General features: G+C 31.6%; 17 protein-coding genes, 1 tRNA gene and 2 pseudogenes. 12 read left to right on the top strand and 8 right to left on the bottom strand.

Annotation, left to right across the window (positions count from 1 at the left end; translation table 11 throughout):
* Position 1: 1 nt before the first annotated feature.
* The 3 genes from frr to A0083_RS07820 all read right to left on the bottom strand — a co-directional run bounded on the left by frr (position 2) and on the right by A0083_RS07820 (position 1,719).
* Positions 2 to 559 carry a ribosome recycling factor gene (gene frr, locus A0083_RS07830; protein WP_120760558.1) on the bottom strand — a complete coding sequence of 186 codons (558 nt, stop codon included), beginning with the start codon at positions 557 to 559 and terminating at the stop codon, positions 2 to 4.
* Positions 560 to 570: 11 nt separating this feature from the next.
* On the bottom strand, positions 571 to 915 hold the full coding sequence (gene secG / locus A0083_RS07825; RefSeq protein ID WP_120760560.1) for a preprotein translocase subunit SecG: 345 nt from the start codon (positions 913 to 915) through the stop codon (positions 571 to 573).
* Between the two features lie 102 nt (positions 916 to 1,017).
* Positions 1,018 to 1,719 carry a Bax inhibitor-1/YccA family protein gene (locus A0083_RS07820; RefSeq protein WP_120760562.1) on the bottom strand — a complete coding sequence of 234 codons (702 nt, stop codon included), beginning with the start codon at positions 1,717 to 1,719 and terminating at the stop codon, positions 1,018 to 1,020.
* A gap of 159 nt (positions 1,720 to 1,878) precedes the next feature.
* Here A0083_RS07820 and A0083_RS07815 point away from each other — a divergent pair, with 159 nt between their 5' ends.
* The gene (locus A0083_RS07815) at positions 1,879 to 2,517 is read left to right on the top strand and encodes a carbonic anhydrase (protein ID WP_120760564.1); all 639 of its coding nucleotides are present in this window, start codon (positions 1,879 to 1,881) and stop codon (positions 2,515 to 2,517) included.
* Positions 2,514 to 4,385, top strand: coding sequence for a mechanosensitive ion channel family protein (locus A0083_RS07810; RefSeq protein WP_197553192.1), 1,872 nt, complete (start codon positions 2,514 to 2,516; stop codon positions 4,383 to 4,385). Before A0083_RS07815 ends, A0083_RS07810 begins: the two co-directional genes overlap by 4 nt.
* Here the strand turns inward: A0083_RS07810 and A0083_RS07805 are convergent.
* Both A0083_RS07805 and A0083_RS07800 read right to left on the bottom strand, forming a co-directional pair.
* On the bottom strand, positions 4,382 to 4,696 hold the full coding sequence (locus A0083_RS07805) for a hypothetical protein (RefSeq protein ID WP_120760568.1): 315 nt from the start codon (positions 4,694 to 4,696) through the stop codon (positions 4,382 to 4,384). The two genes, A0083_RS07810 and A0083_RS07805, sit on opposite strands and share 4 nt — an antisense overlap.
* A gap of 39 nt (positions 4,697 to 4,735) precedes the next feature.
* Positions 4,736 to 5,098 carry a hypothetical protein gene (locus A0083_RS07800; RefSeq protein WP_120760570.1) on the bottom strand — a complete coding sequence of 121 codons (363 nt, stop codon included), beginning with the start codon at positions 5,096 to 5,098 and terminating at the stop codon, positions 4,736 to 4,738.
* Positions 5,099 to 5,200: 102 nt separating this feature from the next.
* On the opposite strand from A0083_RS07800, the gene A0083_RS07795 reads away from it, so the two are divergent.
* The 4 genes and pseudogenes from A0083_RS07795 to A0083_RS08350 all read left to right on the top strand — a co-directional run.
* Positions 5,201 to 10,483 carry an alpha-2-macroglobulin family protein gene (locus A0083_RS07795; protein WP_197553190.1) on the top strand — a complete coding sequence of 1,761 codons (5,283 nt, stop codon included), beginning with the start codon at positions 5,201 to 5,203 and terminating at the stop codon, positions 10,481 to 10,483.
* Positions 10,480 to 12,684 (top strand): penicillin-binding protein 1C, encoded by a 2,205-nt coding sequence (gene pbpC, locus A0083_RS07790; protein WP_197553188.1) that lies wholly within the window; start codon positions 10,480 to 10,482, stop codon positions 12,682 to 12,684. Before A0083_RS07795 ends, pbpC begins: the two co-directional genes overlap by 4 nt.
* A 187-nt stretch (positions 12,685 to 12,871) precedes the next feature.
* A pseudogene (locus A0083_RS08355) lies at positions 12,872 to 13,504 on the top strand (PDC sensor domain-containing protein); the annotation flags it as partial.
* 1,068 nt (positions 13,505 to 14,572) lie between these two features.
* Positions 14,573 to 14,953 (top strand): annotated as a pseudogene (locus tag A0083_RS08350) (methyl-accepting chemotaxis protein); the annotation flags it as partial.
* A gap of 23 nt (positions 14,954 to 14,976) precedes the next feature.
* Here A0083_RS08350 and A0083_RS07780 read toward each other — a convergent pair.
* Both A0083_RS07780 and dnaG read right to left on the bottom strand, forming a co-directional pair.
* Positions 14,977 to 15,960 (bottom strand): argininosuccinate synthase, encoded by a 984-nt coding sequence (locus A0083_RS07780; RefSeq protein WP_120760578.1) that lies wholly within the window; start codon positions 15,958 to 15,960, stop codon positions 14,977 to 14,979.
* 65 nt (positions 15,961 to 16,025) lie between these two features.
* The gene (gene dnaG / locus A0083_RS07775; protein ID WP_197553184.1) at positions 16,026 to 17,813 is read right to left on the bottom strand and encodes a DNA primase; all 1,788 of its coding nucleotides are present in this window, start codon (positions 17,811 to 17,813) and stop codon (positions 16,026 to 16,028) included.
* A gap of 75 nt (positions 17,814 to 17,888) precedes the next feature.
* On the opposite strand from dnaG, the gene A0083_RS07770 reads away from it, so the two are divergent.
* From A0083_RS07770 to A0083_RS07745, 6 genes are read left to right on the top strand one after another with little or no spacing between them, the layout of a single operon-like run.
* Entirely contained in the window at positions 17,889 to 18,851 is a 963-nt protein-coding gene (locus tag A0083_RS07770; protein ID WP_197553182.1) for a hypothetical protein, read from the top strand.
* On the top strand, positions 18,848 to 19,288 hold the full coding sequence (gene rnhA / locus A0083_RS07765; protein ID WP_120760584.1) for a ribonuclease HI: 441 nt from the start codon (positions 18,848 to 18,850) through the stop codon (positions 19,286 to 19,288). The genes A0083_RS07770 and rnhA overlap by 4 nt, the downstream gene beginning before the upstream one ends.
* Entirely contained in the window at positions 19,281 to 19,949 is a 669-nt protein-coding gene (gene rnc, locus A0083_RS07760; protein ID WP_120760586.1) for a ribonuclease III, read from the top strand. The genes rnhA and rnc overlap by 8 nt, the downstream gene beginning before the upstream one ends.
* Positions 19,946 to 21,034, top strand: a complete 1,089-nt coding sequence (gene aroC, locus A0083_RS07755) for a chorismate synthase (protein ID WP_197553180.1) — start codon at positions 19,946 to 19,948, stop codon at positions 21,032 to 21,034. The genes rnc and aroC overlap by 4 nt, the downstream gene beginning before the upstream one ends.
* A 55-nt stretch (positions 21,035 to 21,089) precedes the next feature.
* A complete protein-coding gene (locus A0083_RS07750; RefSeq protein ID WP_120760590.1) occupies positions 21,090 to 22,133 on the top strand; it encodes a Cj0069 family protein in 1,044 nt (347 codons plus the stop codon).
* A gap of 30 nt (positions 22,134 to 22,163) precedes the next feature.
* Entirely contained in the window at positions 22,164 to 22,790 is a 627-nt protein-coding gene (locus A0083_RS07745) for a trimeric intracellular cation channel family protein (RefSeq protein WP_120760592.1), read from the top strand.
* Positions 22,791 to 22,795: 5 nt separating this feature from the next.
* Here the strand turns inward: A0083_RS07745 and A0083_RS07740 are convergent.
* Positions 22,796 to 22,870: transfer RNA gene (locus tag A0083_RS07740), tRNA-Glu, on the bottom strand.
* Positions 22,871 to 22,902 lie beyond the last annotated feature (32 nt).

Below are 22,902 nucleotides of genomic sequence, written 5' to 3'. Positions count from 1 at the left end.
ATCAAACCTTTAAAAGTTCTACTTCTTTATTTTTTACTAGTTCATCTACTTTAGCAGTGTAGTTGTCGGTTTGTTTTTGAACTTCATCGTAAGCTTTTTTTGCTTCATCTTCAGAAATTGCTTTGTCTTTTTCTAATTTTTTAACCGCATCATTTGCATCTTTTCTAATGTTTCTAATCGCTACTTTAGCTTTTTCTCCCATAGCTTTAGCGTTTTTTGCATTTTCTTCTCTTTGTTCTCTTGTCATAGGAGGGAAGAATAATTTCACACTTTCGCCATCGTTGTTTGGATTTACTCCGATATTAGCCGCAGCTATTGCGCTTTCTATGGCTTTAAGCATAGATTTTTCCCAAGGAGTAATGCTAATGGTTGAAGCATCAGTGGCTAGAACAGTTGCAACTTGATTAAGTGGAGTTGCGCTACCGTAGTAATCTACATGGATATGATCTAGTATGTTAATGTTTACTTTGCCTGTTCTTATGGTGGTAAAATCTTTTTTCAAGGCCTCTAGACTTTTATCTGATTGTTGTTTTTGTTTAGCATAAATTTCATTGAGCATAGTTTGTCCTTTTATTTGCTAGTGTTGGTTTCGCTTGTTGGTGCACTTGGTGCCACTGGAATGTTAGTGGTATTTGCTTCAGGTGCTTTTGGTAAAATTTGTTCAGCTTTTTCAGCTAATGAATTAGAATTAGTGTTATTATACATATAGCTTAAAGCAACTGTGTTGGCGATTAGTAAAATACCCATTACAAAAGTAAATTTTGCTAAAAACCCAGCAGGACCTTTTGCGCCAAATAAGCTTTCATTGCTTCCGCTATATGCTCCAAGTCCTATACTTGAACTTTTTTGTAATAAAACAGCGATACAAATGATTACAACTATTGCAAATTGTAAAATAATTAAAAGAGTAGTCATGAATTTTCCTTATTGAAAATAAAATGAGTATTTTAACTTAAAAAGTTTGATAAAAACTTGAAAGAGGTAAAGAAATTTTGCGAGAGAAAATCTCGCAAAAAATTATCTACTGTTAAAGCTTCTTAAAATATTAAGAAGAGAAATGAAAAGGTTGATAAAATCTAGATAAAGCGCAACAGCACCTTCGATTGGTGTTTCGTAGTTTCCTCTAATGATGTTTTGAGTATCATAAAGAATGTAAAAAGAAAACAAAATCGCACCTATACCAGAAATCGCTAAACTTAAAAGCGAGCTTTGGAAAAAGATGTTAATTAAAGAAGCCACTACAATAACGATTAGAGCTACAAAAAGCATTTTTCCCATCATGGTGAAGTCTTTTTTTGTATTCATAGCAAATATACTTAAAGCACCAAAAGCTACTGTAGTTAAAGCAAAAGCTTGTGCAATAATGCTAGCTCCAGCAGGTAGGGCTAAAACTGAATATAAAAGCGGTGTTAAAGTAAGACCTGAAACAAAAGTAAAAGCAAAAAGTAAAACCAAATTAAGCGGAGCTTCTCTTTTTTTCCATTGTAGCGCAAATAACAATCCAATTTCTACAATGAATAAAATCCAAAAAGTTGCTTGAGATTGTGCAAACAAATGCGCTAGAGCAAAAATTCCTATATAAGCACCGGCTGTTGCAGCTAAGAGTGAAGCAGCAAAAAGCTGATAAGTTTGTTTTATAAAAATGCTTAAATCACTTCTAGCATAACCTTCAAATTCTTGAGTTTTAGAGTTAGAATAATCTCTATCATAAAGACTCATTAAAATCCTCCAATAATTTTTAAAACTAAAATTTACAAAAAAAAGATAAACGAAAGATTAAAAGTGCATAAAAATAAAATAAAAAATAAATTTGTGGATTTATTTTAAGTAAAAATAATTTAGTATAATGTTTTATTAAAATCAAAAAAGGACTTTTTCTTGAAAGACTTGATCGAAGGTGCTTTGAAATTCATGCAAGAGGATTTTAAAGAGCATGCAGAACTTTTTGAAAGTTTGAAAAACAAGCAAAATCCGCACACTCTTTTTATAGGTTGTGCAGATTCTAGGGTTATACCTAATTTAATCACCAATACAGGTCCAGGTGAGCTTTTTGTTGTAAGAAATATAGGCAATATCGTTCCACCATATAGAGTAGGAGATGATTTTTTAGCAACAACTTCTGCTATTGAGTATGCTTTTAATTCTTTACATATTAAAAATATCATCGTATGTGGACATAGCAACTGTGGGGGGTGTGCAGCTTTATACGCAAGCGAGGGTGATTTAAAAACAATGCCTAATGTAAAAAAATGGCTTACTTTGCTTGAGCCTATAAAGCATAAGGTTTTAAAAATAGCGGGTGAAGATATTGCTATGCGAGCGTGGATGACTGAAAAAATGAATTTGGTCAATTCTTTGCAAAATTTGTTAACTTATCCGGGCGTGGAAGAAGCTTTAAATAAAAAAGAAATCGAACTCCACGCTTGGTATTACATCATAGAAACAGGCGAAATTTACGAATATGACTTTAATTTCGAAAATTTTGTTTTAATTCAAGAAAGGATAAAAAAAGCATGAAAAAAATATTTTCCATTGTTTTGTTGGTTTTATTTTTTAATACTTTATATGCACAAGAAAAAAACCCTTTAGAAAATAAAGATAGTATTTTTGCTTTGGTGCAAAATTACATTGATCTTAATTTGCTTTTGGAGAGTTTTAAAAATAGTGACACCAATAGTAGTGAATTTCAAGGCAATATTAAAGAGATAGAAAGACAAAAAAATGCTATTTTAACTACTTTGCCTTTGAAAATAGTTTCACAAAAAATCGATGATGAAGAGGCGAAGGAATTTTTAAAGACAAAAAGCAAGCTTCAAAAAAGCGTAGAAAATGCTCAAGCTCGTAAAAAATACTATGAGTATGTTGATAGCAAAATCAAGCTATTGAGTTTAACTTCTGCGGAGCATTTTTATCTTTGTATTTTTGAACTTGAGAAAGTATTCATACAAGGTGCGCAAAGTCAAGAGATTAAAAATATCATCGATAAAAGCATTGATTCACTAAAAGAAGATATGGTGTTTAATTTTACTTTAGATAAAGAAAATATCAATGATATTATTCAACTTAGAACTTTAGAAAATAATGAAAATGAGCTTAGAAACACCATTAAATCTTACAATGAAATTTTGGCGTATTTAAGAAATAATGCAAGTTTGCTCGAAACTAATTTTTTATTTACAGGTTTGGGTTTGCAAAATGCGATTAATTATATCAATGAAAAAACTACTGTAACTAGAGTAAATGTTGGTAAGATTGTTATTTCTATCGCAGTGATTATTTTCTTTTATTCGTTGAAATTTTATCTTGCGAAAATTTTATATTTTATCTTGATCCATTTATTTGGTAAAAAGTCAGAAAATTTAGAAATAAAAACACATTTTCTTGAAAAACTTCGAGGGCCTGTAGGTTGGTTTTTATTTGCATATGCAGTGGGAATTTGTTTTACTATTTTTTACTATCCAGCACCTGTGGATATAAGAATTGGCAATATCTTGTCTATTATATATACCATACTTACTGCTTGGCTTGTGATTAATATTTTTGATAGTTATGGTATGGTGATTGTTGCAAAGCTTGCTGAAAAAAGTGGTAAGCGTGAAGTGGTAAATTTGATTATTAAAATTTTATATTTTATTATTATAGTTATTGCTGCTTTGTTTGTTTTATCGCATTTAGGTTTTAATATTTCTGCTTTGATTGCTTCTTTGGGTATAGGTGGTTTGGCTGTGGCGTTGGCAGCTAAAGACATCATAGCAAATTTCTTTGCTTCTGTGCTTTTACTTTTTGATAATAGTTTTAATCAAGGCGATTGGGTGGAAATTTCAGGTATAGAAGGAACTATCGTTGAGATTGGACTTAGAAAAACTACTATTAGAACTTTTGATAATTCATTGGTGTTTTTACCGAATTCAACCATCATGGGAACAAATATCAAAAATTGGAGCAAAAGAAAAATTGGACGTCATGTGAAGTTGTTTATTGGTGTAACCTATGATGCAACACCTGAGCAACTTGAGCAATGTGTAGAAGACATAAGGTATTTACTAGCAACAAGTCCTTTGATTGCGCAAGTAGATGATAGCGCTTTAAATCATGGTGGCACACGTGCAAAATATAGACAAAACTTAGTATCAGTAAATGATCTAGAAGGGTATAAAAATAACACCTATGTTGCAGTAAGTGGATTTAGTGCAAGTTCTATTGATATAGAAGTGTATTTTTACACTAAAGCAGTAGATGCAGGTGGTTTTAGAGAGGCAAGACAAAGTATTTTACTTGAGTTGATGAAAATTATAGAAAGAAACAAACTAAGCTTTGCATTCCCTTCACAAAGTCTTTATATTGAAAAAATTTCCAAAGAACAAAAAGAAGAGCTTTTAGCTTAATAAGCTCTTCTTTTATTATCGCATTCTACAATCACTTTATCTGCGATAATAATACTGCCATTTTTCTTCCCGCTGATTTTAACTGTACTTCCTATTTTTAATTCTTGTGTGTTAGCTTGCTTTTTGTTGCTTCCAAAAATTCCGCAACTATAAATTGTGATTTGAGTTTGGGGTAATATAGTAATGATTAAATTATTATCAAAGCTTGTTTGTAAGCTTATGCTGTGTTTGGAGGTATGTTTTAAGATACCTTGAATTTTATAAGCAAATGAAAAGGTGCTAGCAAGGAATAACACCAATAAAAAGCGCATTACAATAACTCCTTTTTAGAAGTTATTGTAGCAAAGATTTTAGTAAGCTCTTTTTTTACATTCAATTTTAATCTCTTTGGCAGTTATGTTTTGTACCTGATTTGGTGTTTGTGGATTTGGCATAGTTTGAGCATATCCATGGAATACTTCAGCCTCTATAAAAGTACCTACTTTTAAATCTCTAAAAGTACCGTATTTGTCCATACCAAAAATACCACAATCATCCATATCAATTTCTGTATTTGGTAGAATTTTGATATTCATTTTTTGACCATAAGTTGTGTCGATTAAAATCGTTTTTGCACCATCATTTACATCTACAATTACACCATAAATTCCATCTGCATAAACAGCACTTGAAAGACCTAAAACTGTTAATAAGGTAGCAATTTTCTTTTTCATTTTTTCTCCTTTGTTTTTATGCGAGAATTATATAATTTTTTAAGTGAAGCAAGAGTGAATTTGGATATAATTTGCAAAATTTACTTTACTTTAAGGACGGTTATGAAAAGATTTTTATATGGTTTAATGATATTTTTTATAGCAATTTTTACTACTGCATGCTCTAAAAGCGAAGAAAAAAATTCGATGATAAGAGCTTATGGTTTTGATGAAAACTCCCAAAGTATTTTTATAGAATTTAATACCAATATCACAAATCAAGAGCTAGGTGTTATTAAAGAAAGAGAAGTTGTGGTTAATGGCCAAACAATCAAAGCCAAATATACACTTGAACATCCAAAAAGATTGGATATTTTTATCCCGCTAAGAGCAAATCAAAAATACGATGTAATGATAGATCTAAACGATATATTAAAAGGCGAAACAATAAAACTAAACTTTCAAACTCCATATGAAAAATTAGACATTAAGGGGTATTTTCAAAATATATCTAATGATGAAAGCGTATTGATTTTAAATTTGCAAAGTTATTATGTGTTTGATGAGGATATATTGCGTAAAGCACTTCAAATGCACGCAGAAAATCAAAATATAACAATAGATCAAATTGTAATCCAAGATAACATGGCGAGTATATATTCTAAGCCTTTAAAAAGCCAAAACACTAATACAAATATAAAAGTTTTGTTTGATAAAGCAGTTTTGGGCTTGGAAAATAATATCAAATATGAATGTATTTTGCTAGCAAAAAGCGATTTTGTCTTTCAAGGCGCAAATATAGCAAATAAAAACATAGAATTGCTTTTTTCTCAAAATGTTTCGCAAGATCAAAATTTAAAAGACTTGATTTTTGTTTCTCCTGAAGTAGATTTTAAGGCATTAGCTTATGGTAATAAAATTAAACTTATAGGAGCATTTGTTCCAAATAAAGACTATGAAATTCAAATAGCTCAAGGCATTAAAAGCGAAAGCGGTGTTAACACTAAGCAAAACTTTAAAGCCAAAGTAAGTCTTAAAGACTATGAGCCAGCTATAAGTTTTTCAAATCAAGGAGTTTTTTTATCTAGTAAAGCAAGTAAAAAAATTGCCTTTAAAACTTTAAACGTAAAAAAAGTTCATTTAGAAGTTTGGCAAGTTTTTTCAAATAATTTAAGCGAATATTTAAGGTATAAAAACTTGCAAGGTTTTAAAAATGTAAGCGATTATGATAGTGATATATTTTCAGAGAGTGATTATACCAGCGAAGTAGTGCTTAAGAGAGATTTTGATATCGAATATAGTAAAAACGAATGGCAAGAAAGCGAAATAGTCTTAGATGCTTTAAAAGATTTGAGTGGAGTTTTTATTGTTAAGTTGTATTTTAAAGAAGAAGATGTAGATTATGTTTTTGATGAGGATATGGAAAGTTGGAAAAAGTATAGATTTTTTGATCAAAAAGCAAAAGTGAGTAAAAATTTAATTTTTTCTGACATAGCGCTCATTGCTCAAAGTTTAGATAAAAAACTTATTGTAGATGTTAGAAATTATACCAATCAAAAGCTTTTAAGTGGAGTTAAGGTTGATGTGATTAGTAAAAATAATCAAATTCTAGCTTCTAAAATAAGCAATGAAGATGGTTTAGCTATTTTTGAAAATATAGACAAATCAAAAGCCTTGTTTGTGATCGCATCAAAAGACAAACAAGCTTCTATTTTGCGTTTAAGTTCTCCTTTGCTTTATGATGGCTTTGATGTAGATGGATTGGAGTTAAACTCACAGAATAAAGTTTTTATTTATACCGAAAGAGGGGTGTATAGACCAGGTGATGATATACACTTAAACATGGTTGCAAGAAATGACAAAGGCGTGCTTAAGCACCCGATATCTTTAAGTTTTTTTGATCCACAAAATAAAAAAATTCTTGATAAAATCAAACTACTTCCTTTAAGTAATGGAACTTTTTATAAAAAAATCACTCTTAGCCCACAAGCTCCAAGTGGAATTTATTTAGCTAGGGTTGAATTTGCTGATTCAATTTTTGATAAAGAAATTTTGGTGCAAAATATCATTCCAAATCGTATAAAAGTGAGTTTGCAAACGGAAAAAGAAACTAAAAACAAAGATCAGTTGGATTTTAATCTAAGCTCTAGATATCTTTTTGGAAGTCCTGCTAGTGCTTTGAATTTCCAGGCATCTTTGTTGGTTCGCAAACAAGAATATCGCAATTTAAAATACCCTAATTATGTTTTTTCTAACCCTAGTGTACTCATGCAAACTTATAGTGACAATATACAAGGTGTTTTAGATGAAAAAGGGCAAGAAAAAGGTGTTTTTGTTTTAAAAGAATTTTTGAAAAATGCACCGTATAATCTAGAAGCTTCAATTCAAGCAAGGGTTTTTGAAAAAGGTTCTAGATCAGCAGAGGCAAGCTCAAAAACGCAAATTATCTTGCATGATGATTTTGTAGGATTAAAACGCTTAGAAAATCGTTATCTAAACTCAAATTCAATAATTAATTTCGAAGCCATTGTGAGTGATTTAAACGAAAAACTAATTTCAAATAGAGAAATCAAATACACTATTTATGCAAATAGCTATTCATGGTGGTGGGATTATGATAATTATGATGATTTTTTAAAATCGTTAAAAAAAGACAAAAATACGCAAGTAGTAGCACAAGGAGTGGTTTTAAGTGAAAACAAACCAGTTAAAATTGAATTTGATCCAAAAGATTATCACGGTGAGATGTTTATAGAGCTTGAGGACATACAAGGAAAGACAAGCACGGGAGATTTTTTTTATGTAAATAGTTTTGGAGCCCCGAGTAATGCAGATATTGTAAGTTCTTTAAAAATAAAAAGTGATAAAAAAGAATACAAGCCAAATGATATTGCCGTGGTAGAGTTTGAAAGTGTCAAAGGTGCAAAGGCTATTGTAACTTTAAATGACAATACAAAAATTCTAAAGCGTTTTGTAATCAATACACATGAAGATACCACCAAGGTTGAAATTCCTATCTTAAAAGAATATACACCTAATGTGTATGTTAGTGTTATCTTGCTTCAAGATTACAACCAATATATAAATGATAGAGCTTTAAGGCTTTTTGGTGTACTTGCTTTAAAAGTAGCAGATGAGCAAAGTAAAATTAAGTTAGATATAAAAGCACCTAGTAAAGTTTTACCAAAGCAAGATTTTGAAGTAGAAATTCAAAGCGAAAATAAACAAAAATACACTTATACTATAGCGATTGTTGATGAGGGTTTATTAGATGTTAATGCGTTTAAAACGCCAGATATTTGGGAGTATTTTTATCAAAAAATTCGTTTTAATATGAGCATATATGATACTTATGACAAAATCATTGCTAAAAATACTTCAGATATTGCAAAGGTATTGACTACAGGCGGTGATGTTTTATTAAGTTCAAGGGCGGAAAAAAGCAAAAACGATGAAAAAGCACGACGCTTTAAGCCGGTTGTTTTGTTTCAAGAGCCAATGCAAAGTGATGAAAATGGCTACGCAAAAGTAAAATTTAATATGCCTTCTTATTTGGGTTCGCTTCGGGTTATGGTAGTGGCAAACAATGATGTGGGTTTTGGAAGTGCTGATAAAAATATACAAGTTAGCGCACCTGCTGTAATGCTTGAAACTTTACCAAGATCCTTAAGAATCAATGATGAATTTAAATTTTTGGTACAAGTGTTTAAAGTAGATGATGATGTGCAAAGCGCAACACTTAAACTCAATGTTAAAAATTCTCTCATAAATTTTGATAAAAACGAAATTAAGATTGATTTTAAAGGTGAAAAAACCAAAGATATTTACATCAATGCAAAAGTAAATGCAAATAAGATCGGAGTAGAAGAAATACAACTTAGCTTGAATGCAAAAAATTATACTTATACTCAAAATACTCAAATTGATATTAAGGCTTTAAACACCATCACGTATGAGGGAAATTCTTACAAAATTCCCGCCAATAGCTCTATGAAATTTGAAATCAAAGATGATTATATAAACCCAGTGGCATTTTTAAGTGTGAGTTTTAAGCCTATTTTAAATATAAATCATAGATTAAAGTATTTACAACATTATCCTTATGGTTGTATAGAGCAAAGCACTTCAGCGGTTTTACCACAACTTTTTTTGCAAAAGCTCGATCAAGGAGCAAATGAACAAAAAAATATCAACAATATTAATGCGCTATTGGGAAAATATGCAAATTTTCAAACAGCAAATGGTGGGTTTGCTTATTGGCAAGGGCTTAAAGACTCTGATGCATGGGGAAGCAATTATGCGGGTATGTTTATGATATTGGCTAAAGAAAGAGGCTATTATGTAAGCGATGGAATGTTTAAAGCATGGCTAGATTATGAAAAAAAATACATTCAAAATACAAGTAATAAAAACATTAGAATCAATTCTTTATATTTGCTTGCTTTAGCCAAGGAGCCAAATTTAAGCATTATGAATGCTATTTATGAAGATGAAGCATATATGAAGAGTTTGGATAGTGTAAGTCTTTGGCAACTTGGTGCAGCATATAAATTAGCAGGCTTTGATGAGGTGGCGTTGAATATAGCACAACAATTAAGCACAAAACCTGATAATAAAGATAGCTATGCTGATACTTATGGGTCTTTTTTAAGAGATGAAGCGATTATCGCAAATGCATATAAAATAATCTATGATAAAAATAACGATGTGCTGTTAGATGATATTAAAAAAACTTTAGAAGGTCATGCCTGGCTTAGCACTCAAAGCATAGGCTATGCTTTATATGCTTTGGCTAATAGTTTTGATGATAATGTCTCTAAAACCATTAAAGCAAAATTAACAATCAACCATGAAAATCAAAAGCTTGATTCATCTTTTGCAAAATTTGAATTTAACCAAGGCAGTGCTTTGATAGAGGCTAAAGAAGACACTTATGTGCATTTTGGCATAGAAGGTGTTAAAAAGGGTATTGCTGAACCTTTTAGACAGCGTATAGATATAGAAAGAAGTTTCTATGACGAAAATGGCAATACAATCGATGAAAGCATGATTAAAAGCTCTCAAATTTTCTATATGAAATTAAAAATTTCTAACAAAAACTATCCAGGCACTTCTCATTTTGCATTAACTCAAATTTTACCAAGTGGGTGGGAGGTCGTGCATGATCTTTTGGGCGAAGATACTCCCGATTTTGTAAGAAATTCTTACTATGACTTTATGGATATAAGAGATGATAAAATTATGTATTTCTTTCCTTTACATCATGATGAAACTAGAGAGTTTTTTGTAAAATTAAGCGCTATAACCCCAGGTGTATATACTTTAAGCGGGGCTTATGCTGAGGCAATGTATGATGATGCATATAAGGCTTTAAGTGAGAGTAAAAGAGTTAAAGTGGTGCAGTGAGAGTCAAAATAAGCCTTGCATTATGTGTTTTAAGCCTGTGTTTTTATATAGGTTTGGTTTATTTTAGTTTTGATAGCAAGGATTTATTTAAAGGGACTTATAGTAAGGTTTTGTTGGATAAAAACAAAGAACTTCTTAGTGTGTTTTTAGATCCTAATGAACAGTGGCATCTAGAAAGTGAATTTATACCACAAAAACTAAAAACCGCGGTGGTTTTATATGAAGATAAAAACTTTTACTCTCATTATGGGGTGGATTTTTTAGCGCTTGTAAGAGCATTTAAAAATAATCTTTTTTCAAGCAAAAGAAGTGGTGCAAGCACCATTTCTATGCAGACTATTAAACTTTTAGAGCAAAATAAACGTACATATTTTAATAAATTTAATGAAGTTATCAAGGCTTTTGCTTTAGAAAGTTTTTATAGTAAAGATGAAATTTTAAGACTTTATTTAAATAATGCTCCTTATGGTGGAAATCTAGTTGGTGTCGCAAGTGCTGGTTTATTTTACTTTGAAAAAGATTTAAAAAACCTCACTTGGAGCGAAGCGGCTTTGCTTGCGGTGCTTCCAAATAATCCTGGTTTGATTAATCTTGAAAAAAATAAAGATAAGCTTTTGAAAAAACGCAATGCCTTGCTTGATAGACTTTTTAAAAAAGGGTATTTTTCTCAAGACATCTTAAATCTCGCAAAGGCGGAAAAACTTCCCACTTTTAAACCAAGAAAAAACATAGCAGCTCATTTAGCCCGAAGACTTTTAGTCAACAAGGAAAGAGTTGTTTCGAGTATAGATAAAAACATTCAAATTCGGTTTGAAGATAAAGCGAAAGAGTATGCATACAAACTGCAGCAAAAAGGTATAAAAAATTTAGCCATCTTGCTTGCTGATACTAAAAGCGGTAAAATTTTAGCTTATGTGGGTTCGAATGATTTTTATGACTTTGAAAATTTTGGTCAGATTGATGGAGTCATAGCAAAACGTAGTGTCGGATCTGTTTTAAAACCATTGCTTTTTGCTTTTGCTATAGATGAGGGGCTTATAGTGCCTGATTCTTTATTGCTTGATGTGCCTACACTTTTTTCTAATTTTGCACCGCAAAATGCAAATAAAAAATACCATGGTTTAATTAGCGCAAGAGAATCTTTACAAAAGTCACTTAATATTCCTTTTGTAAATTTGCTTTTAGAGTATGGTTATGAAAAATTCTTTTTTAAACTCAAAGATATTTTAAAATTTAATGATGATAATTTTAAAAAATACGGACTTTCTTTAATTTTAGGGACAAAAGAATTTAGCTTGGAGGATATGCTTAAACTTTATTTGGGGCTTGGAAATTATGGAACTTTTAATGAGCTTTTATACGAAGAAAATGCTTATCATAAAGAAAGCAAAAAAATAATCAGTAGTGGTGCAAGTTTTTTAACCTTGCAAGTTTTAAAAGGCTTAGATAGAGCAGGGTTAAAGCAATATGATTCTAACATAGTTGTATCGTGGAAAACTGGTACAAGCTATGGTAGAAAGGATGCATGGGCTATAGGAACATCTCCAAAATACACTTTAGGTGTTTGGGTGGGTAATTTTAGTGGCGAAGCAAATGCAAATTTATATGGAGTGAGTGTTGCAGGCGAGTTATTTTTCGAGCTTTTATCTTTGCTTGATGATATGAATTTGGAGTTTGATCAACCTGGCGATTTGATTTCGATCAAGATAGAAAATCAAACAGCTTATCGATATAAGCATGGTTTTGGTTACAAAGAAGTGCTTTATCCTCAAAGTGCTAATGTGTTAAGAGTTTCTCCGCTATTAAAAGAAGTATTTGCATATAATGGAAAAGAAGTTAATTCCTTGGATAAGGACTTTATTTATGCAAAGAAAAAGGTCATTTTAAATTTGCCTTCAAACGCACAATCATTTTTTGCAAAAGAAAAACAAACCATTCAAAATACAAGTGAAAAATTTAAAATTTTATATCCATTGAATCATTTAAACATCGTTTTGCCTAAAGATTTCAAGCAAAAACAAAAATTGATTGTAAAACTTTTTAACCCAAAAAAAGAAAAATTATTTTGGTATTTAAATCAGGAGTTGATTCATGAAGGCTCAGAGGATTTTTTATCTTTAGATTTAAAAAAAGGTAAATATAGTCTTAATATAATTAGTCAGAGTGGAGTTAGTGATTTTGTAATATTTAATATATATTAAATAAGATTACCATAATTTATTTTATAAAAAACTCATACCCCCCCCCATTTTATCACTATTTGAAACAAAATATATTTTTTATTTTGTTTATTTTTAAAAATAAACAAAAAAATAACATAATTTATTAGTTTTTAATAATAAGTATTTATAATTACAACAAAAAATTAATTAAATTGAAGGAGAGTGAATGCGTAATTGGGGTTTGGGAACAAAAATTGTTGCCATAACTATAGTAACTGTGTTGTTGATTTTAGGTGTTTTGTCTATGATTATCATAGATAGATCTACTAAAATTTTAAATGATCAAATCGATAACACCTTGGTGGCATCAAGTCATCGCTATGGTAATCAAATAGAGGCTACTATTAAATCTTTATTTGTAAGTGCCATAGGTACTCAAAGAACTTTAAACAATCTCATTAGTGAAGGTGCTATTAATCCAAAAAGAATAGAAAATATTCTTGGAGAGGCGATCGATGCAAACCGTGACATAGCCTATGGATATTACTATTTGCAGGATGGTGCTATGTATAAAAATTTAGGAGTTGATCCAAAGTACTTTACTGATAATAGTGAATTTATGGTCTTAATGAGAGATACGGACATTAACAATGCAGGTGGTATGCAAACCCTAGCTGCGAGTGAAGAAATAGTAAAAACAAGAGCCATTAAGAATTTGATGACCGGAAGTAAACTTTATTTTGGTGAACCAAGATGGTACAACATTCATGGAAGCAAATTTTTAGGTTTGAATGTAGCTGCACCTATTATAGATAAAAAGGGCAAGCCAATAGGTGTGGTTGGTATGTTGTTTGATCTTAAGCCTATTTCTGATTTTATGAATGATACTTCAAGATCAATTTATGAAGGTGCTAGGAGAATGGTTATAGCTAGTGGTGGGACTATAGCGGTACACCCAAATGCTGATTATGTTACTAAAAAAATCAATGAAGTAAACCGAAATGCAACATTTATTTTGCAAGAGCAAAAAACAATTCAAGCAAAACCTATTAATTATATTGCAGATGATGGTGAGGAGTACCATGGAGCTATTAAGGTTTTTGAAGTTTGGCCAAATACAGGCATTCACTGGGCTATGCTTGCTATAGTACCTAATAAAACCGTATATGCACCTATTGTTGAGATTACAAATATCATTATGATTTGTTCCCTTGTCGCGGTTGTATTTATCATTATTGTTATAAGTACTTCAGTGAAGAAAATCGTAACTTTGAGGGTTCAAAGACTGCAAGCGCATTTATTGAAGTTTTTTAGATACTTAAACCATGAGATACCAACTGTTGAAGTTTTGGTTCCTAGATACAATGATGAGCTTGGAAAAATGGCATTAATGATTAATGATAATGTACAATATATCCATAATTGTTTGGAAAAAGATGAAATAACAGTGCAAAACATTTTAGAAGTATCTTGTGATATAGAAAAAGGTCATTTTACTCAAAGAATAGAAACCAATCCAGTAAATCCAAAGCTTGTAGAGCTTAAGGAAGTATTGAATAAAATGCTTGATGATATGCAAATGAAAATCGGTAAGGATTTAAACGAAATCGAAAGAGTTTTTACAAGTTTCCAAAACCTTGATTTTTCAGATAAGCTTGAAAATGCAGAAGGCGAAATAGAAAAATCACTCAATTCAGTAGGCGAAGAGATTAAAAAAATGCTTCAAGCCTCGCTAAGTCAAGGTGAGATGCTACAAACTAAGGCCGATGCTTTAAAAGAAAGTGTGTTAAAGCTGAATGAAGGTGCGCAAAAACAAGCTGATTCGCTACAAGAAAGTGCAGCAGCAGTTGAAGAGATGAGTGCATCTATGAACGCAGTTGCGGCAAGAACAGAAGAGGTTATTAAGCAAAGCGGTGATATTAAAGATGTGACTGATGTGATTAGAGATATTGCAGATCAAATTAACCTACTTGCATTAAATGCTGCTATTGAAGCTGCACGTGCTGGTGAACATGGTAGAGGATTTGCTGTTGTTGCAGATGAAGTTAGAAATCTAGCTGAAAGAACTCAAAAGTCTTTGGGTGAAATTGAAGCTAATACAAATATCTTAGTTCAATCTATCAATGAAATGGGTGAAAGTATTAAAGAACAAGCTTTGGGAATTTCACAAATTAATCAATCTGTTTCGGTGATAGACGGCTTAACTAAAGAAAATTCACAAATTGCACATGCAACTAACTCAGTTGCCAATGAAGTTGATTCTATGTCAGCTGAAATTGTGGCAGAAGTAAGAAGAAAGAAATTTTAAAAAACTACCCTTTAAAGGGTAGTTTAATTTATAAAGTATGCTTGAATTTTATTTTTATCTTCAAAAGCCATGCTTTGAAAAATTTTATCTTTAAAGCCTATTTTGTAGGTAGTATTATCTTGAGTTTTGGCATAAGTTAGTGCTATGCTTAATGCAAGTTCAAGATCTTGTGGGTGGATATTTGCATCTACTAAAGAATAAGCACCGACTAAATCAAATAATTTTAATTCTTCATATTTTTCAGTTTTAAGCTCTTTTAGAAATTGATTTTCTAATTCATTTCTACCTACTATCATTTTAGATCCATTAGGTAATCTCAAATGGCGACCATATTTTAAAAGTTGCGCGTCATTTACTTCCATATTTTTATCAAATCGAATAAAATCTCTAATTTTATTTGAAAAACTTTCAAGTGTAAGTAAACACCCACCACCTGGACTTTCAAAGTCTTCAAATCCAAATTTTGCAGCAAGTTCAAGCTGTCTTTTTCTACTTCTTCCGCTTATATTTTCTAGTTTTTCTCTATCTACCCAGCCTTCGCGTTCAGGTTTGGTTAGGGGTAAATTTTTTGCACACATAGGACGTAAAATCAAATCTTCCTCATCAAGTGCTAGTTTTTTAACTTTTGCCATAGCGTCATTTCTTTGACTCATAGGGCGTTGGCCAATCACTTCTCCTGTGATGATAAAGCTTGCATTTTCATCTTTTAACATAGCTAGAGCTGTTTTAAACATAAAAGCGTGGCAATCTATGCAAGGATTAAAGTGTTTTCCATAGCCATATTGAGGATTAAATAAAACTTCTTGCAAATACGCATTTCTTACATCTATCATTTCAAAACTCGCTCCTGCCATTGCAGCGCGTTTTGCCATCAATTCGCTTTTGTCGCTTGTGCCACCAAAGCCTATGTTGATATTTAAAGCCTTTACTTCTATGCCTTGAGAACTTATGAGTTTTATAGCAAGCATAGAATCAAGTCCACCACTAAAAAGTGCTAATGCTTTCATTTTGTCCTTTCGAATTTTTCGTAACATTGTAGTGAATGTTTTTTAATTTTTATGCGGTTTTTTGTTTAAAAAACTTCATCATTGATCTCATGATAAATAGCATTTTTATCTTTGATGTTTTTTTGTAAGCGGATGAAAAATAATTCCAAACTGTCTTCATCGTCAAGAAATTGTATATTTTTTAAAACTTCCATGAGATGGTTGAAAAACTTCTCATCATCTTGATAGGTTTTTTTGATTTTTTCTAAATTTTGATTAAGAATGTTGTAAATTTGTTTTTTAAAAGCTTGCTTTAAAGTTAAATTTTTTAGCTTATTAAAGTGTGCAAAATTAATTTTACATATGGCATATAGAAATTCTTCCAAGTTATTTAGAATTTTTATATTTTCTACCTCATAAAGTTCTCTTATACTTGGATTTTCAAAGTCTTTTTGATCAATAATGGCTTTAGCAATATCTTGGTGCAAAAAATACTCTTTTGCGCTTAAAAGTTGAAACAGTCCTATGGCTTTTGGATTTTCATATAAGAATTTCAACAGTTCAAGTTCGCTTATATTGTTGATTTTATTCTGTCTAACCGGGGTTGATAGGGTAAAATTTTTTCTTGTATTTTTAGAAAGTTTAATATCTGTGATATTTACGCCCAAAAGATTTGCCACTAAAGTAGTGTAAGAATTAGCTATTAAAGGCTCAAGATTAAAAGTATATTTTTGTACTTCTTCTAAAGCTTTTTGCTTGCTCAGTGCAGAATTTAGATCAAATCCTGAAATCAAACTTCTTATGTAGAATTCTCCTAACTCCAAACCTTTTTCTAAGATATTAAAAAGTAGTTTTTCTTGATGGGTAGCGACTAGTTCAGCAGGATCCTTTCCACCTTCTATTAAAACTACTTTTCCATCAATTTTTGCCAAACTTAGCAAATGTGCTGAACGTACCGCAGCATTTAGTCCTGCGTTGTCATTATCAAAACATAAAATCACTCTTGCTTCAAATCGTTTGATTAAAGGTATATGATGTTCTCCTAAAGCAGTTCCTAAAACCGCTACAGCATTTTTAAAACCTGCCTTGTGAAATGCTATGGCATCCATATAGCCTTCGCATATTATCATTTCTTTTTGTTTGTAAATCGCATCTTTTGCTAAATTAAGTGCGTAAAAAACACGTGATTTGTCAAAGAGTTTGCTTTGAGGTGAGTTGACGTATTTTGCCATATTAGCTTCATCTAGAGTTCTACCGCCAAAACCTATGAGTAAATTTTTATGATCATAAATGCTAAAAGTAATGCGGTTGATAAAGCTTGCATAAACCCCATTATCATTTTGTTTTATCGCGCCTACTTCTAAAGCTTCCTCTTGGGTAATTTGCTCATTTTGTAATAGTCTTAGTGTCTCATTAGAACTTGGCGCAAAACCTAGTTCAAAAGCTCTAATATCCTCATCATTCAAACCCCTTTTATAAAGATAAGCAAGGGCTTCTTTGTTTTTTGATAAATTTTGCTTATAAAAGGCATTAAGAGTGGGTAATATATGAATGATAGATTTTTTATTGTCTTGTTTTTGCGAGGTGTAAGTTAGCGAGAAATTACTCCAAGAGGCAACTTTTTCCACTGCTTCTACAAAGTTTAATTTTTCATAGTCCATTACAAATTTAAAAACATTACCTCCTGCTTTGCATGCAAAACAGTGATAAAATCCTTTCACAGAGTTGATGTGCATACTAGGATTTTTATCATCATGAAAAGGACAAACGCACACATAGCTAGAGCCTTGTTTTTTCACTTCAACATAATGAGCTATAATATCAACTATATCTGTTTTTTGTAAAAGTTGTTCTATACTTGCTTGTTCTATCATCTTTAAACCTTAAAGAAAATTATATAAGCATTTAGCTATAATTGTTATAAATTTGAAAGTTAAAGTTGTAAGATTATGGATTTTTTCTTTGTAGAATACCGCGATCCTTTATTTGGTCTTATTGTGCTAACTGCATTGATTTTTGTTGTTGCTAGTTCGCACTATATATGGAGTTTTTTTGCAAATAAAGATCAAAAAAGCAAGCTTGATCGTTTTGTTAAAAAATTTGAAATCAACTCTACCCATCAGCAAATTTTAAAAAACGCTAATCTAAGCATAGAAAATTTAAATTTTTTAGCACAAATTTTTACCAAAAGTGGCGAATTTGAAAAAGCGGTGGGAATTTATCTCATTGCTTTACAAAAATCAAGCGAAGCAAGTCAGAAAGAATTTATATTTTTTTCGTTAGCACAGGTTTATCTCAAGGCGGGATTTTTAGAGCGTAGCGTGGAAGCTTTGTTGAATGCCTTAAAAATTAAAGCACGCAATAAAGAAAGCTTGAAGCTTTTAAAAATTGTCTATTTAAAACTCAAAGATTACGATAAAGTTTTAGATGTATTGGAGTGTTTGTTTGAGCTAGGAGAAAATATATATGCAGAAAAAGCATTAGTTAAGGCTTTAAAAATTCAAGCAAGCTCTAAAGAAAAAACACAAAAGATTAAAGAAATTTTAGCATTAAGCAAAGAAAATGAGTATGTTTTGAGATTGTGTTTTTTGCACTATCAAGATAGATTAGAATGTATACCTAAATTTGAAAATGTTATTGATTTGCTTAATGAGTGCAAAAGTCCGCTTTATCTAGAAGATGAAAAATACCATGAATTTTTCTATGCTAAAAATTTAACCACCCAAGTTGCTACACTTAAAAACCAAAAACTGAAAATTTTAAAAATTTTAAACGATAATCAACTCAATGCAAATCTTAGCTTTACTTATGTGTGTAATAATTGCAAAAACCAAAGTCCTTTGTTTTTTTATCATTGTCCATTTTGTTATGAATTTGGTACATGTGAGATTTATTATGAGGTAAAAGCTTGAAAAGTATTGAAATTTACACCGATGGTTCTTGTTTGAATAATCCTGGTTTTGGCGGGTGGGCTTATGTTTTGATATACAAAAACCACCAAAAAGAACAAAGCGGGGCTTGCGAGAATACCACCAATAACCGCATGGAGTTAATGGCTATTATCGAGGCTTTAAAGGCTTTGAAAGAGCCTTGTGAGGTTAAGCTTTATACTGATTCAAATTTAATGGTGCAAAGTATTAATGAATGGCTTGAAGGTTGGGTGAAAAAAGATTTTAAAGGTAAAAAAAATACCGATCTTTGGAAAGAGTATTTAAAAGTGGCTAAAGATCATAAAATCACTGCATTTTGGATTAAAGCACATAATGGTCATGAGTTGAATGAACGCTGTGATGAGTTGGCTAGAAATGCAGCTTTAAAACTCCAAGAAGAAAGGTCAATAAATGCTTAAAAAACTCCAAGACAAGCTTAATTATCATTTTAAAAACGAGCAATTACTCATCGAAGCTTTAACACATAAGAGTTATAAAAAACCTTATAATAATGAAAGATTGGAGTTTTTGGGAGATGCGGTGATGGATTTGGTAGTGGGAGAATTTTTGTTTTTTAAATTTCAAAAAGATTCAGAAGGAAACCTTTCCAAACTTAGAGCCGCTTTGGTAAATGAAAAATCTTTCGCAACTTTAGCACAAAAACTTGATCTTGGTGCGTGTATTTTTATGTCTATTGCAGAAGAAAACAATGATGGTCGCAATAAGCCTTCTATACTTTCAGATGCTTTTGAAGCATTGATGGGTGCTTTGTATTTGGAAATAGGCTTTGAAAAAACCAAAAATATAGCTTTGACTTTACTAAAAGAAGTTTACCCGCATATTGATACACAGAGTTTGTTTAAGGATTATAAAACAAGGTTGCAAGAAATTACACAAGCAAATATGGCGGGAACTCCTGAGTATATCGTAGTAAAAGCTTTTGGACCTGATCATAAAAAACAATTTGAAATTGCAGTGAAAATTCAAGGTGTAGAAGTGGCAAGATCAACCGCGGGTAGTAAAAAAGAAGCTCAACAACAATGCGCAAAAATTGCATTAGAGAAATTAGGAAAACTATGAATAGTTTCGGAGTAAGATTTAAATTTACAAGCTTTGGTGAATCACATGGTCAAGCTATAGGTTGTGTAGTAGATGGTATGCCTGCAGGGGTTAAATTTGACTTTGATTTATTACAAGAGATGCTAAACAAAAGAAAACCAGGGCAAAATTCTTTTAGCACACCAAGAAAAGAGGAAGATAAGGCTCAAGTTTTAAGTGGTGTTTTTGAAGGCTATACAACAGGTGCTCCTATTAGTATTATTATAATGAATGAAAACACGCGTTCGAAAGATTATGAAAAAGATGTATTTCGCCCTGCTCATGCTGATTTTACTTATTATCATAAATACGGTATTAGAGACTATAGAGGCGGTGGAAGATCTAGCGCTAGAGAAAGTGCGGCAAGGGTAGCAGCAGGAGCTTTGGCTTGTATGCTTTTGAGAGAGTTTGATATAGAGGTTGTGAGTGGTGTTTTTGGTGTAGGAAAGATTGATAGTTGTTTGAGTAGTGATGAATTTGATTTTGATCATGCTAAAAACAGTGAAGTTTTTGCTTTGGATCAAAATTTAGAGCAAGGCTTTAAAGATGAAATTTTAAAAGCAAAAAAGGCAAAAAATAGCATAGGAGCAAGAGTTTTTACTAGAGTAAAAAACCCTATTAAAGGTTTAGGAGAACCTTTGTATGATAAGCTTGATTCCAAACTTGCACATGCAATTATGGGAGTCAATGCGGTTAAAGCTATAGAAATAGGAAGTGGTATTCAAAGTACTTATATGTATGGAAGTGAAAATAATGATGAATTAAAAAATGATCGTTTTTTAAGTAATCATAGCGGTGGGGTATTAGGTGGAATTTCTAATGGGGATTTTATTGATATTAAAACTTATTTTAAGCCAACACCGTCTATATTTTTACCCCAACAAACTCAAAACATTCAAGGGGAAAATATCATATATGAGTTAAAAGGTAGGCATGATCCTTGTGTAGGGATAAGAGGAAGCGTGGTGGTAAATGCTATGGTGGCAATATGCATCGCAGATGCTTTGCTTTTAAACGCTAGCTCAAATTTAAATAATTTAAAACAAATATATAAGAAAAATAAATAAAAAATTAATACTTATTTAGATAAGATGATAGGGTATTTTTAAAAAAAGGAGTAGCATGAAAAAAAATATTGTTTTTTTTGAAGTAAGAGGCGGAAGCGATAAAGGTGAAGATGGACATAGAAAAGACACTATGCCTATGGTAAATGCCCTAAAAGAGCAAGGTTGGAATGCTGAAGTAATCTTTTTCGAGGTGGCAAAAAAAGATGAAATTTATGAGTATGTAAAAAATAACGCCGATGCTTATGTTTCTAGGATTAATCCAGGAAACTTAAAAGAAGAAAATGAGTATTTTGATATGCTAAGAAAGCTTTGTGCTAATGGCGTTATAGGTATGCCTCACCCTGATGCGATGATAGGATATGGTGCTAAAGATGCACTTACTAAGTTAAATAAAACAGCATTGGTTCCAGAAGATACTTACGCATACTATGATATAAAGAGTTTTAAAGAAAATTTTGTGAAAACTTTGGCAAAAGGAGAGAGGGTTTTAAAGCAAAATCGTGGTTCAACAGGTGAGGGAATTTGGCGTGTAAGATTGATAGATGAGTTACCAGCAGGAACTGTGAGTGTGCCACTAAATGCAAAAATCAAATGTACTGAGGCAAAAGATAATCACACAGAAGAAAGAGAACTTGGTGAATTTATGGACTTTTGTGAGCAATACATTGTAGGCGATAATGGCATGTTGGTAGATATGACTTTTTTACCACGCATCAAAGAAGGGGAGATTAGAATTTTAATGCTCTATCATACTCCAATTTATGTAGTGCATAAAAAGCCAGCTGAAGGTGCTGATGCTTTTTCAGCAACACTTTTTTCAGGTGCAAAATATCGATACGATGAGCCAAAAGATTGGCAAGAATTGGTAGATTGGTTCTTAGCAACCTTGCCAGAAATTCGTACTAAACTTGGAAATTATGATATTCCTTTAATTTGGACAGCAGATTTTATCTTAGATACAGATGAAAATGGGAAAGATAAGTATGTTTTAGGTGAGATTAATTGCTCTTGTGTAGGGTTTACTTCTCCGGCTGAATTTGTTGAGCCTATTGCAAAAAAAGTGGCTCAAAATATCATTGATATTGTAAGTAAAAACTAACCCTTGTTTTAACAAGGGTTTTAACTCACCATGCTTTTAACTGTGCTTTATATTATCGGGATTACTGTTGATGCTATGACAGGAGCTATTGCAGCGGGTCGCCATAAGATGGATCTTTTTGGGGTGATTTTTATAGCACTTGTGACTGCAATTGGCGGAGGATCAATCAGAGATATTTTACTAGACCATCATCCTCTTACTTGGATAAAAACCCCAGAATATGTGATTTTAATTTGCGTTGCAGCAATTGTTACAACAAAAATAGCTAAATATGTGATTAGGCTTGAAAAACTTTTCTTGATTTTAGACGCTATTGGTTTGGTTGTTTTTAGTGTTTTAGGGGCTCAAATTGCTATACAAATGGGATATGGTTTCATTGTGGCTGTGAGTTCGGCGGTGATTACAGGGGTGTTTGGTGGTATTTTAAGAGATATTTTGTGTACGAGAATCCCGTTGGTGTTTCGCAAAGAAATTTATGCAGGTGTGGCTATTTTAACTGGAGCTTTATATTATGTTTTGCATGTTTTAGGGGTAGATGAGTTATGGGTAATTCTTGCTTCTTTGATCGTAGGAACAATCGCACGTCTTTTAGCGATACATTATGGATTGTCTTTGCCAATATTTTCTTTTAAGGAAGATAATCAAAAAGGAAATTAAAAAAGTGGTGACCCATACGAGACTCGAACTCGTGTTACCGCCGTGAAAGGGCGATGTCCTAACCGCTAGACGAATGGGCCTTTTAAAATTAATTAAGAAATGAAATTATATC

The sequence above is a fragment of the Campylobacter sp. 2014D-0216 genome (assembly GCF_014931215.1).
Lineage (GTDB): Bacteria > Campylobacterota > Campylobacteria > Campylobacterales > Campylobacteraceae > Campylobacter_D.
The sequence above is the reverse complement of the archived record's forward strand: the minus strand, read 5'-3'. Positions and strand labels throughout refer to the sequence as shown.